Annotated in this window: 10 protein-coding genes; 6 read left to right on the top strand and 4 right to left on the bottom strand. The window is 25.3% G+C overall.

Translation table 11 applies throughout. The features are described 5' to 3' along the window. Positions 1-45 precede the first annotated feature (45 nt). Both GBZ86_RS05195 and GBZ86_RS05190 read right to left on the bottom strand, forming a co-directional pair. Positions 46-819 (bottom strand): hypothetical protein, encoded by a 774-nt coding sequence (locus GBZ86_RS05195; RefSeq protein WP_152888427.1) that lies wholly within the window; start codon positions 817-819, stop codon positions 46-48. 149 nt (positions 820-968) lie between these two features. Continuing rightward, positions 969-1,850 carry a hypothetical protein gene (locus GBZ86_RS05190; protein WP_152888425.1) on the bottom strand — a complete coding sequence of 294 codons (882 nt, stop codon included), beginning with the start codon at positions 1,848-1,850 and terminating at the stop codon, positions 969-971. A gap of 461 nt (positions 1,851-2,311) precedes the next feature. Between GBZ86_RS05190 and GBZ86_RS17035 the strand changes: the two genes are divergently transcribed. Further along, the gene (locus GBZ86_RS17035; protein ID WP_170272165.1) at positions 2,312-2,482 is read left to right on the top strand and encodes a hypothetical protein; all 171 of its coding nucleotides are present in this window, start codon (positions 2,312-2,314) and stop codon (positions 2,480-2,482) included. 138 nt (positions 2,483-2,620) lie between these two features. On the opposite strand, the gene GBZ86_RS05185 is transcribed toward GBZ86_RS17035, so the two are convergent. Beyond that, positions 2,621-4,114, bottom strand: coding sequence for a phytoene desaturase family protein (locus GBZ86_RS05185; protein ID WP_152888423.1), 1,494 nt, complete (start codon positions 4,112-4,114; stop codon positions 2,621-2,623). 151 nt (positions 4,115-4,265) lie between these two features. On the opposite strand from GBZ86_RS05185, the gene GBZ86_RS05180 reads away from it, so the two are divergent. The 5 genes from GBZ86_RS05180 (at position 4,266) to GBZ86_RS05160 (ending at position 17,522) form a co-directional block, all read left to right on the top strand. Continuing rightward, positions 4,266-5,780, top strand: a complete 1,515-nt coding sequence (locus tag GBZ86_RS05180) for a carboxypeptidase M32 (protein WP_152888422.1) — start codon at positions 4,266-4,268, stop codon at positions 5,778-5,780. Between the two features lie 255 nt (positions 5,781-6,035). Beyond that, complete coding sequence (locus GBZ86_RS05175; RefSeq protein ID WP_152888420.1) at positions 6,036-7,079, top strand: peptidyl-prolyl cis-trans isomerase; 1,044 nt, start codon at positions 6,036-6,038, stop codon at positions 7,077-7,079. A gap of 63 nt (positions 7,080-7,142) precedes the next feature. Further along, the gene (locus GBZ86_RS05170) at positions 7,143-10,334 is read left to right on the top strand and encodes a fibronectin type III domain-containing protein (protein ID WP_152888418.1); all 3,192 of its coding nucleotides are present in this window, start codon (positions 7,143-7,145) and stop codon (positions 10,332-10,334) included. A 103-nt stretch (positions 10,335-10,437) separates the two neighbouring features. Continuing rightward, a complete protein-coding gene (locus GBZ86_RS05165; protein ID WP_152888416.1) occupies positions 10,438-15,870 on the top strand; it encodes a glycoside hydrolase domain-containing protein in 5,433 nt (1,810 codons plus the stop codon). A gap of 410 nt (positions 15,871-16,280) precedes the next feature. Further along, positions 16,281-17,522, top strand: coding sequence for a redoxin domain-containing protein (locus GBZ86_RS05160; RefSeq protein WP_152888414.1), 1,242 nt, complete (start codon positions 16,281-16,283; stop codon positions 17,520-17,522). Positions 17,523-17,625: 103 nt separating this feature from the next. On the opposite strand, the gene GBZ86_RS05155 is transcribed toward GBZ86_RS05160, so the two are convergent. Further along, on the bottom strand, positions 17,626-18,447 hold the full coding sequence (locus GBZ86_RS05155; RefSeq protein WP_152888412.1) for a hypothetical protein: 822 nt from the start codon (positions 18,445-18,447) through the stop codon (positions 17,626-17,628). Positions 18,448-18,496 lie beyond the last annotated feature (49 nt).

Genomic DNA, 18,496 nt, shown 5'->3' with positions numbered 1-18,496 from the left:
ATAATATATTTTATTCAATAATCTAATATAATAGAATATATTAATTTATTGTTGCAATGATTCATAAGTAGTTGTAAATTTTAATTTTACTGCTCCAAACATTTGAGAAGAAGTAACAGTAGAATGGCTATTAAGTAAGTTGGCAGGATTTACATTAATATTCGAATGTTTAGTATAAAAAGATGAGTTTATCCAATTGTTAACTATGCTTCCGGTTTTGGCTGTATGAGAAAATAAAAAATCATTACTATTATATTGTGATGTATTAGAGGTATAAAAATTAGATTCATAAGTATTAAAAGTTACTCTACTTTCTATTTCTCCTTCTTGAATTAATATTTTTAAAGCACCTACTTTGCTTAATTCTTGAAAAAGAGAATATTTATTAGCAGCAATTCGTTTGGATACAGCATCTATTATAGCTGGATATATATCTTTTATTGGAGTATTAGAATTAGCAGGGGAAGGAGTATTTAAACCTGGAATTAAAATAGCATTATTTATAATTTTTGCTTCTGTAGGAGTAAGGAGTTCTGAGCTATCAGAACTTATTTTTGTGCCAGCAGCATAATTAGGATTAGGTACTATTCCAACTAAGAATTGTAGTATTAAATCTCCTCCTATGGAATCTTTAGTATCATTTATAAACGCAGATAAACTTTTTTTTGTTCCAGAAATTAGATCCATATAGGCTTGTGCTTGATTTAAGCTAGAAGTTACAATAGCATCAAAAACATCGTTTATTAATTTAGCAGTAAACTCTAAGAATCCAACTTCATTTGCTCTAGTTAATAAAGACATATTGTTTAAAGTTGACATAGTATACATCCCCTTATATTTAAAAATTCTGTTTTAATCATATAATATGTAATAAAATGGAAAAAGTGCTTGTGTAAAATAAAATAATATAAATATAAAAAACCTACACTTATTATTTTATAGGTGTAGGTTTTTTAAAAAACATAACTTTATTGAGTATTTAATGGTTGATAATCTGTTTTAAATTTTAAAGTAACAGAACCAAATAGTTCTACACTAGAATTTGTAGAATTAGTTGTACTTGAATCAGCAGAAGTTACACTAGTGCTAGTATAACCAACAGAAGCTTCAGCAGTAAGCCATGAAGCTAATGCGCTTCCTGTTTTTGCAGCTAAGCTAAAATTAAAGTCATCTGTATTGTATTTTTTAGCATTGTTAGTATACATATCCGAGCCAGAAGTGGTAAAGGTTAATCTTGTATTTATTTCCCCACTTTCAACAACTAGTCTTACTATACCCATTTTAACCATTTCTTTTAAAAGCTTATATTTATCAGCAGCAATACGGCTTGTTGCTGCATTTGCTATAGCAGGATATAACATTTTTATACTTTTTGTAGTATTAGCAGGGCCAGGTACTGCATTAGGATCAGGGTTAGTAGAACCAGTAGGGTCTTCAGGGGGAGTAATAGAAGGATCAGAAGGATCAGAAGGATCAGTAGGTACTGTAGTAGTAGATGCTGGTACTCCATCTACAAAAAGAGCAGCATTTAATTTATTAGCCTCTGTAGCTGTAAGTTTTTGCATGTTATCAGATCTTATTTTTGTTCCAGTGGGGTGTTTTGGATCAGGAACAGTTCTAGCAAAAAATTGAAGCAATGAATCTCCACCAATAGAAGTTTTATTATCACTTATAAATTGAGTTAAGGTTTTACTCACTTGTTCAACTAATTCAAAATATGATCTAGTTTGTTTAAGGTTAGAGGCTACAATAGTATCAAAAATATCAGTTATTAATTTAGTTGTAAATTCTACAAAACCTATTTGATTTAATTTGGTAGCCAGTGTAACGGCCTCTGTTGCTGCACTCATAAATTAACATCTCCTTATATTTTATTATATAACTAAATTTTATATATAGGTTGTAGTTAAGCATTGGTAATTAATATACAATTAAAATACTAATTTATATAATATTAAAATGTAAATTTCTATACAACTTATATATAAAAGGTATTTTTATATACATAAATTTTAATCTTTTTTAAAGTTAATATATAATATGATTTATTATGTGTATTTGTTCATAGTAAAATATGTATTATTTTAAAAAAAACCTTTAAATCAATCCATTTGTAATTATTTTACAAAAATTAAAATAATTTACATAAAAGAAATGATAACTTTACATAATTTGAAAATAAAGATATTTTATGAAGAAAATTCAATTATTGATAATATAAAATTTTATGAATATAATAAAATTATATTAAGGTAATTTTATTATTAAAAAATAAGTTAAAGTTAAAAAAGAAAGGATGATAAAAATGCCAATGGGTTATTCGTATATTGTGAATGAAATGGAGAGGAAAGCAGAAAAAGAAGCTATTTTTCAAAAAGCTAAAAATTTATTAGATGAATTTGATGATAAAGTTATTTCGGATACTACGGGATTATCTTTAGAGGAAATAGCTAAATTAAGAAGAAAAAGGTGTGAAGAATAATTGTTATTAGAACAAAATCTGCTTCGCAGACCGCCTTCGGTACTTTAATTAAAGTTATCCACAGATTCTCAAAATTATAATTTCCTAAAGAATTAAAAAGTTATATTTCAAAAAATATTGAAATATAACTTTTTTAAATTAATAGTTTAAATTAACTATTTCATTAGCACAAAGTTCACTACATTTTAAAACTAAAGAAATACCATTTCCAGGATGAATAGAAGCACCTGTAAAATATAGATTTTTAATATTCTTAAAAGTTACTTGTGGTCTAAAATAATTAGTTTGCATTAATGTATGACTTAATCCAAAAGCACATCCGGCATAAGTATTAAATTTATTTTTTAAAGTAATTGGTGTTGTATAATTTTCATAAATTATTTCATTTTTAATATTTTCTAAACCATTAATTTTACTTATATCATTTAAAATTTTATTTTTTAAAGTATTTATAAATTCTTTATTCCAAATAATTTCTTTGTTTAATAAGTTAGGAACTCTTAAGGTAATATTTAAAGAACCATATCCAATTTTATTAAAGCTATTATCTATTTTACTAGGATAATAAATATAATAATTACCTTCATTAGGGATATATCCATTAAATGGAGCATTAATGTTTTCTTTAAAATTATTATTTAAAAATATATTATGAACTGATAGATTATTATAGTATTTTTTAACTCCTAAATGTAGTATAAATGTTGAGCAGGAATATTTTAAAGAATTTATTTTAGCTACAGTATATGGTTTTTTAACCTTTTTATCTTTTATTAATTCTTTTAAAGTATAAGAAAAATCACTATTACAAATAATTATATCAGCATAAATATTTTCTTTATTAGAAGTAGAAACTCCAATAGCTTTTTTATCTTTTATTATAATTTCTGTAACTTCTGTATCAGTTAAAATTTCACCCTCTAATTCTTTTATAACTTTCTCTAAAGATTCTATATATTTATAAGTTCCACCTTTAATATGATAAAGACCTTCTAGTTGGGTTACTGTAGGGATTAAAGTATACATATTAGAAGAATTATAAGGGGTTACACCAATATACATACATTGAAATAATAAAGTATTTTTTAAGATTTCATTATTTATATATTTATTTATGTAAGAATAACAATTCTTTATAGGGTTTAATTTTATAATATTTTTAATAGTATTAATTTTAAATAATTCATAAAATTTATTTTGATTTTTAGTTAGAAACTCTGAATTTACCACTAAATATTTTTTGTAAGTTTTATTTAAAAAATTATTATATTTTACTAATTCATTTATAGATAATGATTTAGAATTTAAAGTTATACTATTTATGTTTTTTGTAATAGTTAGTTCATCTCCTTTATTAGTAAAAACTTTATATATAGGATTTAAAGGAATTAATTCAAAATAATCACTATAATCTTTTTCTATATCTTTAAATAACTTAATATATTCATCAATCATAATAGATATGGAGGCAGTTAAGTCAAAAGAAACTAAAGGAGAATTAAGTTTATTTGTCTTTCCACCTATAGTTTTATTTTTTTCTATGATTTTAACTTTATAGCCTTTATGAAGTAATCTAATAGCTGTTGCTAAACCACCTATACCAGCACCTATTATAAGTATATCATTATTCATAATTCACTCCTTTTAAATTTAAATAATTATTTAATAAAGTATTTGCAAAACAATAGTTATTATACATGTAATTGAAAATAAATTAGTTATTAATAATTAATTTATTGAATATTGTAGTATAATGATTATTAACTAAAAAATGGAGGAAATTATGGAAGATTTAGATTTGAATTTAAGGGAGCTTAAAGAACACTTAAAAAATATATCTTATTTAAGTCAAGCATTAGGTTTAATAGAATGGGATATGAGAGTTGGTATACCTAAAAAAGCAATAGAAAGTAGAATTAAAGTATCAGGATACTTATCTTCTGAATTATTTAAGCTTGTTACATCATCTAAAATAGAGGGATGGTTACATTATTTTGATGATAAGTTTGAACAATTAAGTTTTAATGATAAGAAAATGATAAAAAAATTAAAAAAAGATTATGATAAATTTATAAAAATACCATCTCATAGAAATAAAGAGTATATAATGTTATGCTCTACTGCAGAAGCTTTTTGGGAAACTGCTAAATATAAAAATGATTTTGAAGGATTTAAACCTTATTTAGAAAAGATATTAGATTTTACTAAGGAATTTGCTGGCTATAGAGGTTTTAAAAAAGATATTTACAATTTTTGTCTTGATGATTATGAAGAGGGTTTAACAACAGAAAAATTAGATAAAGTATTTAATGAATTGAGAGATGGAATAGTAGAATTATTAAATAAAATAAAAATATCTAAAGTGGAAATTGATGATTCTTTTTTCAAGCAATATTTTAATAAAAATGATCAACATGAGTTTGGAAAATTTGTATTAGATAAAATAGGATATGATTTTGAAGCAGGACGTTTAGATACAACAGTACATCCTTTTACGTGTAGTTTTGGAAATAAAGATGTTAGAATAACAACAAATTATGATGAAAATGACTTTAGAAGTGCATTTTTTAGTAACATACACGAAGGTGGACATGGTATTTATGATCAAAATAGTGATGATAAATTAGAGAATACAGGATTGTCTGGGGGTACCTCTATGTCAGTACATGAATCTCAGTCAAGGTATTATGAAAATATATTAGGTAGAAGTAAAGAATTTTGGATGTATTTTTATCCTAAACTTCAAAAAACATTTCCACAATTTAAAAACATTACAATAGATAAATTTTATAAAGGTATAAATAAAGTAGAATCATCATTAATAAGAGTGGAAGCAGATGAATTAACTTATAGTATCCACATTATAATACGATATGAGTTAGAAAGAGCTTTATTAAATAATGAGATAACTGTAGAAGAATTGCCTGAAAAATGGAATGAAAAATATAAAAAATATTTAGGAATAGAACCCAAAATTTATTCCCAAGGTGTGCTACAAGATGTTCATTGGTCAGCTGGATTAATAGGATATTTTCCAAGTTATGCATTAGGAAATTTATATGGAGCTCAATTTTTATATAAAATGAAAAAAGATATTCCAAATTATTCTGATGAAATTAAAAATGGAAATTTTAAAATAATATCCCATTGGTTAAAGGAAAATATTCATAAATATGGTTGCTTATATACTCCATCAGAATTGATTATAAAAGTAACAGGAGAAGAACTTAATCCTAAATACTTTTTAGAATATTTAAATAATAAATATTCTAAAATATATGAATTAAAAAATAAATAATTTTATTTGAAATATAAGCAATTAATCTATATGTAGTTTAATTGTTTATATTTTTTTTAAAGAATTTATAATAAATTAAAATTTGTGGATAATTTTAATTAAAGTGCCTAAGGTTATCTGCCAAATAAAGTTTTTTGTATATTTTAGGTATTTTTAAAATAAATTTCTTTTAAATACATTAAAGGATTTTTAAAAAAAATATAGAAATATAAAATAATAACAAATATCCAAATTTTGTAAAACAAGAGGTGCACTGTGAAAAAATATAAAATATTTGTAGTTATAACATTAATAATACTATTAAGTAGTGTAATAGGAATGGGTATAAATGTTTTTTCTAAAGAGGAAGACAAATTCGATGTTGTTTTTTATGTAAATGAAGAGCCCGTATACTTAGGTGAGTTTATGTTATATTTCAATAAAAATAAAACTAAAGTTTTTAAGGAATTTAGTCATGAAAAAAGTGGAAAAGAGTTTTGGAATACCAAGATTTTAGAAGGAGAAACTCCTTTAGACTTGGTGAAAATATTAACAATAGAAGATCTGAAGGAAATAAAAACTATACAAATTACAGCTAAAAAATTTAAAGTGATAGAAAATATAGATTATAAAAGTTTTACTAAAGAATTAAAGGAAGAAAATAAAAGAAGAGAAAAAGCAATAAATAATGGAGAAGTTATTTATGGTCCGAAGCAATATAAAGAAGAAGAATATTTTTCATATTTATTAGAAAATATAAAGAATAAATTAAAAAAAGCTATAGAAAGCAATAACAATATTAGTGAAGAAGAAATAAAAAAATATTATGAAGAAAATAAAGAAACTTTATATAAGATAGAAGATAAAGTAGATGTAAATATAATATCAATACCGTATGTTGACTCACAAGGAATGGTAGATGAAAAATCAAAAACATTAACTTTTGAAAGAATTAAAGAAATAAGAAGTAAATTACAAGAAACTGAAAATATGGATTTTGAAGATAATAGTAACATAAAAACAAATTTTTATGAATTTAAAAAAGATAATAAAAGAAATGATAATAAATTTTTAGCAGAATTTAAAGAAGAAGCATTAAAGTTAAAGCCTAAAGAATTTAGTAATATAATTGATTTTAATGGAGCATATAATTTTATGATATGCGATAAAAGAGATGGACAAGGGTATAAAAGTTTAGATGAAGTAAAATCAGAAATAAAAGAAGAGTTAATAACAGATATTTATAGGCTTCAACTTAAATTAATAAATTCAAATTGTAAAATAAAAGTGAATGATAAAGTTTTTAATTCTATAAAATAGTTTTAAATATTTGTAAAAAAATTTACTTTTAAAATAAAAATTTAAGGGGGAGTATAAAATTTTATGAAAAGAATTTTTACTACGTTATTAACCATGATAATATTTGTGGGTATATTACCTATACAAGTATTTGCCACAACCAATACAGAAAAGGGAAGAGTTTATTATGTAGATTGGAGTAATGGTAATGATGACAATAAAGGAACTTCTAAAAGAAATGCTTTTAAAACTTTAGATAAAATTAATAGTATAGAATTTGAACCAGGAGATAAAATTCTTTTTAAATCTGGAGAAGTATGGCCAGGACAGTTATATATTAAAGGGTCAGGAATAGAGAGTAATCCTATTATTATAGATAAATATGGAGAAGGCCCTAAGCCAGCTTTGATAGGAGGAGAAGAAGTTCAAAATGTTATTTATATAAATAATCAAGAGTATGTAGAATATAATAATTTAGATATTTCTGCAGATTACGATTCACCATTAGAAAGAAGAGGTATTTATATTCTTGCTAAAGATATGGGAGTAATTAACCATATTTATTTAAAGAATTTAGAACTACATGATATTAGACATAATTTAAAGTATACAAATAATAATTCTTATAAAACAACTGGGGGAATATTTGTTCAGATATTAGGTAATACTGTACCAACAAAATTTGATGATTTGCTTATAGAAGGATGTACTTTAAAAGATTTAGATAGAACAGGTATACAACTTTTATATTCTTCTTGGACTAATAGAGGTGGTTTAAATTCAGGAACAGGAAGATGGTATCCAAGTACTAATGTTAAAGTGAAAAATAATTATTTAGAGAATATAGGTGGAGATGGAATAATAATTCAAGGTACAGATGGAGCAGTAATAGAAAGAAATACTATAAATGGTTTTGCAAAAAGAAATCAAAATATAACTTACAATTGTGCGGCTTGGTCTCATAATGCAGATAATACAATTTTTCAATTTAATGAAGGCATGAATGGAAATAGCATTATGGATGGAATGCCATGGGATTCAGATGGATATTCTAATGGTACTATATTTCAGTATAATTATAGTCATGATAATGATGGGGGAGCTATGCTTTTGATTAGTTATGGAGATAGTAATAGTCCTTCAGGAGTAGCAGATGCAAGAGATGCTATATTTAGATACAATATAAGTGAAAATGATAAATTTGCTTTAATTACAACTACAAATCCATTAGGAAATAATAAAATTTACAATAATGTTTTTTATACCGGTGCAGGAATGAATGTTAATGCTTTTAATACGGGATCTATTAACCATAAAGAAATAGGATTATATTTAAGTAATAACATTTTTTATGTAGATGAGGGTGGAAAATTAAATGGAAATTGGGTTGGAAAATATAACTATGACAATAATATTTATTATTCAAAAGGAAGTGGAATAATAAGTGCACTACCAAATGATTTTAATATGATCACTGAAGATCCAATGTTTGTAAATCCAGGTGTTGGTGAAGATGGATATAAATTAATGTCTAGTTCTCCAGCTATTAATGCAGGAAAGTATATAGTTGACAATGGAGAAATGGATTATTATGGAAATGAATTATACAATGGATTACCAGATATAGGGGTTAACGAATATTATGATGCAAGTGTTTCTCATAACAATATAATAAATGAAGAGAAAATAGAAATAAATCTTTTCAATGATCCAGGTTTTGAATCTGGAAAATTAGCCGCTCAAGGTATTAAAAATGCATGGGCTGGTTATGGAGAAAGAAATATAAATAGTGAAAATGCAAAAACAGGAAATTATTGCGCCCAATTAGGTAATAAAGAAACTGGTTTAAATTATGAAATAACAGGTTTAAAATCTAATACAACTTATGAAGCTACAATATATGCTAAGATAGAAAATATTAATGGACCAAAAGCAACTATGGCAGTTCAAAAATTTTTAGATTCATCTCAAGGAAAAGAAACAATAGTTATAGATTCCACAGAATATAAAGAATATACTATTGAATTTACCACAGGTCCTAACAGTAATTATGCATGGTTTTATGTGTATATAGATGGAAATAAAGTTTGGGTTGATGACGCTAAATTAGTAGAAGTAAAAAAAGAAGAAATTTTAGATTATACTAATTTGATAGCTTTAATTAATAAAGGTGATTCTGAATTAAATAAAATAATTATAGGAGATGTAATAGGACAAACGCCTAAAGTAGCAGTGGATAGATTAGAAAAAGCTATTAAAATAGGTAAGGAAATTTTAACTTATAAAGAGCTAGGTGGAATAAATATAAAAGCTATAAAAGAAACAGAAGAACTTTTAGATTCTGCAATAAAATGTGCTAAGAATTTATTAGTAACAGAAAATACAGGAGATATAAATAATGATTTTAATATTGATGGAAAAGATTTAGCAGCATCTATTAAATATATGGGAAAACAAAGAAAAGTTTATAACTCAGATTGGGAAGAAGCTTGTAAATTAGACTTTAATGCTGATGATAGAATTGATTTTAGAGATATGAAAATATTGTCAGAAAGAATAATAGGAGAGAATTATAAACCTATTATTAAATCTAGTGTAACAGCAACAAAAAACAATAATAATTTAGATATAGGTGATAAAGTAGAATATATATATTCTAGTGAAGATTTAAATAAAATAGTTTCTAATGATTTGAAAATAACTTTTAATGATAAAGTTTTACAGTTAATAAACTTTGATTCAACTGTTGGAAATAAAAAGAATTATCATATTTTAGCTAATGGTGCTATTGAAAATGAAGCAAGATTATTATTAGCAGCAGATGGATATAGAAATGCTTTAAAAGGAAATATGGATATTATTAAATTAACTTTTAAAGTAGTGGGTTATGGTGAAAGTAGTATTAAAATTGAAGATAGGAATGTTAATGTTGATGGTATAGAAAATATTATTAATAAAACTTTAGAGGAAAATTTACAAATAGTTGATAAAGATAAAATAGTTCTTGAAAAAGCAAGAAATTTAATAAGTAAAGAAATTAGGCCTAATAGTATAACTTTAACTTGGGATGAACCTGAAAATAAAAAAGGGTTAGAATCATATATTTTATATAAGGATGGAAAAGAAATAGCTACTATTACATCAGATATAAAAGAATTTAAAGTAGAAGGTTTAAAAGAAAATACTTTGTATGGTTTTAAAATTGTAGCAAAGTATTCAAATGGTAAAATTTCAAGACCTATTGCTAAAAATATAAGAACGGAAAAATTGAAATAAATTTAAAGAAGGAAAAACTTCAAAATAAATTGTTTTTCCTTCTTTGTTTAAAGATATATTTTTATAGAATTAAAAAATTTATATATTAAAGGGGGAGAATGTTATGGAGAAAAGAAAACATATTAGTTTAGCGTTAGTATTTTTTTTCTCAGCTATGATTATTTTGCAAAATATTGGTATAAATGTTTTTGCAAATGAAAATGAAATGCTAATTATAAATAGCATGGATAGAGAGGGAGAAAGTAATAAATTTACTTACTATGGAGAAGGATGGAATTATGGATCAATACCAGATAGTTATGATGGAGCCGGTGATGAACATTTTAATGATATAAATACTGGAGCAGCAGATGCTACAAGTAAGTATTATACCATTGATTTTGTAGGAAATAAAATTGAGGTTTATGGTCATAAAAGTTGGAATCATGGAATTATAAGTTATTCTGTAGATGGTGGTGAACCTGTTGAAGTAAGTTCTTATTCAGGTGATAGAGTTGGAAATCAATTGTTATTTAGCGCTGAAAATTTAAGTGAGGGAAAGCATACACTTACAGCGGTTGCTACAGGTAAAAGTGATTCAACACAAGGAAAAGCTGTAATACAAGTAGATTATGCTAAGGTATATCATAAAAAATATTTAGTAGAAGATATAAAGATTGAAAAATCTACTATTGAACTTCTTGAAGGTGCTGAGGAAAAAATAAATTATACAGTTGTTCCAAGTTATGCACAAGTAAAAGATATTAAGTTTTCTTCAGAAGATTCTAACATAGCAGTTATAGATGAAGAAGGAAATATTAAAGCTAATGGTGAGGGAGAAACTAAAATAATAATTTCATCAGAAGAATATGGAATTACTAAAGAATTAAAAGTTATTGTAAAACCTACTGTTGCTAATATGCATGGAACTATAGTAGATACTAATACTCATTATACTCAAGATAAATATGAAGAGATTAAGTCAAAGGGAGTTGTAAGTGAAGAGGTATTTGCTTGGAAAAGTGACAAAGTAATATCACAAATTGCTTTAATTTCTAAGGGCTCTGCTTTGAAAAATGTAACTGTTAAATCTAGTGATTTTATTTCAGGAGAAAATGTATTATCTAGTGAGAATGTTACTACTACATTTTTAAAGGAAACTTTAGCTTATATAGGTGATGCAGGATATCATAATCAAAATGATATTTCTATGCCTGCAGGAGAAAAAAGAGCTGTTCCAGATATTTTATATACTAATGAACCAATAAATATAGATTTTAATAAAGTTCAACCAGTATGGGTAGAGTTTAATATACCTGAAAATACACCAGCTGGAGTTTATACAGGAAATATTATGATTACGGCTGATGAAATAGAAAACCCTTTAACTTTTTCTTATAGTGTAGAGGTATTAGATGCAGTTATGCCAGATAGTACAGATTATGAATTTGATATTGAATTATGGCAGTATCCATACAGCATAGCTGAATATTATAATGTAGAACCTTTTTCAAATGAACATTTTGAAATTTTAACTCCACATATGCTTAAGTATAAAGAGTTAGGTGGACATGCTATCACAACTTCTATAGTAGAAGAAGCTTGGGGTGGACAAACTTATAGTAAAAATGAAATACGTTATCCATCTATGATTAAATGGACAAAGAAAACTAATGGTAATTTTGAATTTGATTTTACAGCTTTTGATAAATGGATTCAATTTAATAAGGACTTAGGTATTGGGGATAAAATTATTTGTTATAGTATGATACCTTGGGGAAATAGAATATATTATTTTGATGAAGAAACACAGCAACAAAAAAGTGTAACTGTATTTCCAGGAACAGCTAAATATGAAGAGGTTTGGATACAATTCCTTAATGCTTTAGTATCACATTTAGATGAAAAGGGTTGGTTTGAAGAAACTTATATTGGAATTGATGAAAGATCAAATATGGATAAGGCCTTTGATGTAGTAGACAAGATTAAAAATAAGGATGGTCTTGTATTAAAAAAAGCAGCTGCAATGGATCATTTTGATAGTAGTTATCTTAATATAACTAAAAGAGTAGATGATTTAAGTGTAGGTTCTACTGCAGCTAAAACTGATTTAGATGGATATAAAGCTTTTGTTGAGGAAAGAAATTCTGCATCAAAAGATTATAAAACTACAATTTATACTTGTACAGAACATTTTCCTAATTCATTAGCTCTTAGTATGCCAGGAGAGAGTTATTGGACAATGTTATTTACAGCAGCTCAAGGAGCAACGGGTTATTTACGTTGGGCTTATGATGCTTGGGTAGAAGATCCATTAAGAGATGTAACTCATTGGGCATTTGAGGCAGGGGATACAGCTCTTATATATCCTGATGAAAAAGATGCTATTAATCCAACTTCTAAATCAAGTGTACGTTTAGAAAAGATTGCAGAAGGAGTAAGAGATGTTAATAAATTATATCTTATGGCAAAAGAAATTCCAGAACTTGAAGAAGATATAAAAAATTTATTAAACACTGTTAAATTAAATTATACTGGAGAAAAAAATGGTGTAGGAGAGCATGGTGGAGCTAAATATGCTACAGATGAAACAAGAGCTATTTTACCAGAAGATATGAAAAATATAAGAGAAGAAATTGAAGATATTTCAAAAAAATATATTGAATTAAAAGCTACAAAGGTAGAAGAAGTTAATTCAATAAATGTTAATAAAGAGTCTTTAATATTAGAAGCAGGAACTTCAGATAATTTAATTGCAAAGGTTTTACCAGAAAATTCACTTTATCAAAGAGTTAGTTGGGTTAGTTCTGATGAAAACATAGTAACTGTAAATAAAAAAGGGAAGGTTACTGCTATATCTGAAGGTGAAGCATCTATTACAGTTACTTCTAATTACAATAGTGAAATTAAGACTGAAATAAAAGTAACGGTAAAAGAAGTTGATAATAGCAAAAATAGTATAGCTTATTATGATTTTGAAAATATATTAGACAATAATGTAGAGGATAAGTGGAATAACTATGATGGAGTATTAGAAGGGGCAGAGGTAATAGATGGAGTACTTGGTAAAGCACTTCAATTTAATAAGGGAAGTGATAATGTAACAATTACAAACCCAGCAACTTTAAGTGGAAATTGGACTCTTTCAATGTGGGTTAAAAAAGGAGATATAGAAAATTTTCCAGCATCTATAATGTGGGATGGTAATGAATTTCAAAATGGTGATAAACAAACAGAATCTATAGATATACAAAAAGATAGTACTGGTTATATGGGGGTTCATGTAAAATCTGGATTTTTAACTATAAAGCATGTAGTACCTAAAAATGAATGGATTCATTTAGCTTGGGTAAATGATAAATCACAAGGACTGACAGTATATGTGGATGGAGAATCTACAGGAACTAATACATGGACAAAAAATAATACTTTTAATGCACCTTTAAAAGTAATTGGTGGAAGAAATTATATAGGAGCTATGGATGAAGTAAAAGTTTTTGATAAGCCTCTTTCAAAAGCAGAAATCGATGAAATAAGAAAACTACCAGGACTAAATGTAAATACTAAATATGTAGAGATTATGGAGGGAGAAACTTCACAACTAAAAGTTGAATTAATTTCTGATAATGAAGATAAAACTATTACGTTTAATAGTGATAATCCTAATGTAGCTACAGTTGATGAAAATGGATTAATTACTGCAAAGGCTTATGGAGATACTTTTATAAATGTATCTAATGAAGCTTCTGGATTTAGTAAAAAAGTGGATGTTCGTGTAAATAAAGAAATGCATATAGGATATACTATTCCTCAACATGATTATGATACAAATAAACAAATAGTAATAGATAGAGAAGCAGGACAATATTTAGGACAACCTGATATGGTTTTATTAGATGATAATAAAACTTTAATTACAGTTTATCCTAAAGGTCATGGCTTAGGAGAAGTATTAATGAAAAAATCTTATGATGGAGGAACTACTTGGACAGAGAGATTAGAAACTAATCCTACTTGGAAAAATTCCATGGAAACTCCAACATTATATAAATTAAATATGACAGATGGCACTACTAAGTTAATTCAAATATCTGGTGGACCAGGTTGGGGAACAGGATTTACAGGATGGACAACATCTATATCTAATGATAATGGAGAATCTTGGAGTGACTATAAAGAATGGTACAATGGAAGAAAAACTATTGTAGCAATGTCGAGTTTAATTCAATTAAAAGATGAAGAGGGTAACTTTATAGATAAGTGGATGGGAGTTTATCATGACTATGATTATGTAAATTATAGAACTTATTTAACTTTTGATGAAGAAGGAAATGAGCAGTGGAGTACTCCAGAACCACTTATACCACAATGGAGAGAGGTAGAAAAGAAAGTACAATTATGTGAAATTGGTATGTTTAGATCACCAGATGGAAATGAGCTAGTTATGCTTGCAAGAAGTCAATCCCATATGCATAAATCAACTATAGCTTTTTCTAAGGATGAAGGAAAAACTTGGAGTAAACCAAGACAAGTACAAGGTGCTTTAAATGGAGAAAGACATAAAATTTCTTATGATCCTATAAGTGGAAGATTATTAGTTACTTTTAGAGAGATTATATTAGATTATAATAATAATGGAAAAATAGAGTATAATGATTGGATGGCAGGAGACTGGATTGCTTGGGTAGGGACTTATGAAGATTTAGTTAATGGAAATGAAGGAGAATATCGTATAAGATTAGCAGAAGATTTTACTCCAAGTACAAAATCAGGTGACTGCGGGTATGCAGGAAATGTGGTATTACCAGATGGAACTTTTGTTTTAGATTCTTATGGAAATTGGGATAAAAATGATTTAAGTAATAAACCATATATAATAGCTACTAGATTTAAATTAGGGGAAATAGATAATGCTTTAGGATTAGTAGACAAAGAAATTTTACTTCAAGCTATTAAAAATGGAGAAAAACTTAATAAAGATATGTATACAGTTGAGTCTTGGGAAACTTTTGTAAAAGTATTAAATAATGCAAAAATAGAAGTTGAAAGAAATGATATTCAGCAAATAGAAATAAATAATCTTATTAAAGATTTAGAAGATTCTAAAAATGCATTAGTTGAAATTAATGATAAAAGTGAATTAAAGAAAGTAATTGATAATGCAAAAGAAATATTTAATAATGCTACTGAAGGAATGGAAGTTAATGAATACCATATTGGTGCAAAAGACTTATTAAATATTGAAATTAAAAAAGCAGAAAAAGTTTATAATTCTTCAGAGATTTTACCAGTAGAAGAAATAGCAAATGCTATAAGTAATTTAAAAGAAGCTTTAGCTAAATTTGAAGAACTTAAAATAACTGAAACTACTGGAGATATAAATGAAAATGGAAAATTTGATATTGGAGATCTTTCAATAGTTTCAAAGTACTATGGAAAAAATTCTAAAGATAATAGTGATATATGGGATTCAATAAATAAACTTGATTTGAATAAAGACAACAAAATTGATGATTATGAAATTAATTTTGTTAATTATAAAGTTTTAAACTTATAAAGTTTTTTCACAAAAAAGAAATAAAATAAAAATATTTTTAATTTTAAATTTGATAATACATGCATTTAATAATGCATGTATTATTTTTGAATTTATTTGATATATTTGAAGTTTTACAATCAAATAGTTGATTATGGATAAATATATATTAAAATATAAATAAGAAAAGAAATATAAAATTTCTAAAGTAGTAAGCAAATTAAGGGTAAGAAATTAATTTTAGTAATATTAGGAGGAACTATAGTAGCAAGATGATTTTTTTATTTAGGTAAAAAATAGGGGGAATATTTAACTATAGCTAAAATGGAAAAAGCAAAATAATATTCTTAAATTTAATAATGAAGTTAGAGTATCAGGAGATGCTGAACATGATTATTAAAAAATATTAAAAAAGTAAGGGGTTATAATTTATGTTTGAAGGATTAAATATAACAGGAAGTGTAAGCTTTTTATTAGTATTTTTTGAGGGAATTATATCATTTCTTTCACCATGTGTATTACCATTAATACCTCTTTATGTGAGTTATTTAGCAGGAAATTCACAACATAAAAATAAAGATGGAGAGATTACATATAAGGGAAAAAAAGTATTATTTAATACTATGTTTTTTGTATTAGGTATTTCTACAGCATTTTTTATATTAGGAATATCTTTTACAGCTTTAGGTGCTTTTTTTAATAATAATAAAGAGTTATTTAGCAAGACAGCAGGAATATTAATTATAGTATTAGGATTTCATCAAGTAGGAATATTTAACTTTAATTTTCTTCAAATGGAACATAAGGTGAAATTTAATTTTAGTGAGAAAAGTATGAATCCTTTAATAGCTTATATTATGGGATTTACATTTAGTTTTGCATGGACACCTTGCGTAGGACCAGCATTATCTTCCGTATTAATGTTGGCATCAAGTGCTAAAAATGCATTAACAGGAAATTTATTAGTGTTAGTATATTCATTAGGTTTTGTTATACCTTTTTTAATTTTAGGATTGTTTACAACACAAGCGCTTAATTTTATAAAAAATAATAGGAAAATAGTTAAATATACTATAAAAATAGGTGGAGTTATAATGATTATTATGGGGATTATGACCTTTACTGGTTGGTTAAATGATGTTACTGGTTATTTAAGTACAGGAGGAAATAATATTAATAATTCTACTTCAGTTAATAGTGAGGATGATAAAACAGTAAAAGAAGAAGTATTACATACAGCTTTTGATTTTACATTAACAGATCAATATGGAAATAAACATAAATTATCAGATTATAAAGGCAAGACAGTTTTTTTGAATTTTTGGGCTACTTGGTGTCCACCATGTAAAGGTGAAATGCCTTATATAGAAGAACTATTTAAAGAGTTTAATTTTAATAAAGATGATGTTGTTATTTTAGGGGTAGCTACTCCAGGAGGAAGAGAAAAAAGTACAGAAGGAATAAAAGAATTCTTAAATGAAAAAGGATATGCTTTTCCTGTAGTTTTTGATGAAAGTGGGAAAGTAACTGAAATTTATCAAATTAGGTCATTACCAACTACATTCATGATAAATACAAATGGAGAAATATATGGGTATGTAACAGGTGCTTTAAATAAAGAACAAATGAATAGTATAATAAAACAAACTCAAGAAAACAAACCGAAAAATTAATATATTACTTCAATTTTACAAATATTCTTTTAATATTAATTTAAATTCAAAATATTAGTTGCCCATATACTTAATATAAGTATATGGGCAACTTTTACAAAAATTATGTGTTAAGAAATGCTTTATTATTAGAGTTAGCACCTAACATGTAGAGTGTGTTATTATAATAATCCTTTAACCAAAGATATTTTAAAATAATATTCATATCATTATTATTACTTAAACCATTAAAAATTACTTTTTTTATTTCAGTAACTATATTTTTAAAATAATAACTATAAAAATCTGATTTATAATTAAATGAATTTTTCATAATTAAGTTTTCTTTTTTATATTTAATATATTCTTTTTCAGACTCTAAATAATCTTTTAAATAGTCTTTTAAATAGTCTATATATAATATTTTATCTTTATCTAATTTTAATAAGTATTTAATTTCTTCCACAGTAGTATAAATTTTTTTTTCTTCACTTAAATAATTCATATCATAAGTATCATTATTAATATTAAACTCATCAAATTCAAATTCTAATTCTTCAATGTCATTTTCATTATATTCATTTAAATATTTTTGCAATTCTTTTGAAATTATAATTCTAGGCATTGATACTTTTTCTTTTAATAGAGTACAATCTTTACCTATAGTTACAGAACCATTTATTAAAATACCTTTTAATAAAAGAGTTATTTGAAGTTTACTTAAAAAATAAAGTATATCCTTTAAATCTTCTAACTCTTCTGCCTTATTAGTAATTAATATAGAATTTTCAAAAATATTTATATTAATTTCTTCAAAATAAAGTTCTGTAATTAAAAGGTCTATTTCTATTTTAATTTTTTCTAATAATTCATTTGAAATGTTATTAAAATTTATAGCATTAATAGCTACAATTAATTTATTATCATAATTATATTTAAAAAACATATGTAATCACTCCCCTCTCTTTAATTTAATAATACTAAGTTTTATATTT

Origin of the sequence: Clostridium tarantellae (assembly GCF_009295725.1) — a bacterium.
In the GTDB taxonomy this organism is placed as follows: domain Bacteria; phylum Bacillota; class Clostridia; order Clostridiales; family Clostridiaceae; genus Sarcina; species Sarcina tarantellae.
Note: the sequence above shows the minus strand (reverse complement) of the source record. Positions and strands in the feature narration are given on the sequence as shown.

Excerpts from the sequence above, each read along its gene's own strand:
- GBZ86_RS05180 (WP_152888422.1), top strand. The coding sequence starts at position 4,266 with ATGGAAGATTTAGATTTGAATTTAAGGGAGCTTAAAGAACACTTAAAA.
- GBZ86_RS05160 (WP_152888414.1), top strand. The coding sequence starts at position 16,281 with ATGTTTGAAGGATTAAATATAACAGGAAGTGTAAGCTTTTTATTAGTA.
- GBZ86_RS05155 (WP_152888412.1), bottom strand. The coding sequence starts at position 18,447 with ATGTTTTTTAAATATAATTATGATAATAAATTAATTGTAGCTATTAAT.
- GBZ86_RS05170 (WP_152888418.1), top strand. The coding sequence starts at position 7,143 with ATGAAAAGAATTTTTACTACGTTATTAACCATGATAATATTTGTGGGT.
- GBZ86_RS17035 (WP_170272165.1), top strand. The coding sequence starts at position 2,312 with ATGGGTTATTCGTATATTGTGAATGAAATGGAGAGGAAAGCAGAAAAA.
- GBZ86_RS05190 (WP_152888425.1), bottom strand. The coding sequence starts at position 1,850 with ATGAGTGCAGCAACAGAGGCCGTTACACTGGCTACCAAATTAAATCAA.
- GBZ86_RS05185 (WP_152888423.1), bottom strand. The coding sequence starts at position 4,114 with ATGAATAATGATATACTTATAATAGGTGCTGGTATAGGTGGTTTAGCA.
- GBZ86_RS05165 (WP_152888416.1), top strand. The coding sequence starts at position 10,438 with ATGGAGAAAAGAAAACATATTAGTTTAGCGTTAGTATTTTTTTTCTCA.
- GBZ86_RS05195 (WP_152888427.1), bottom strand. The coding sequence starts at position 819 with ATGTCAACTTTAAACAATATGTCTTTATTAACTAGAGCAAATGAAGTT.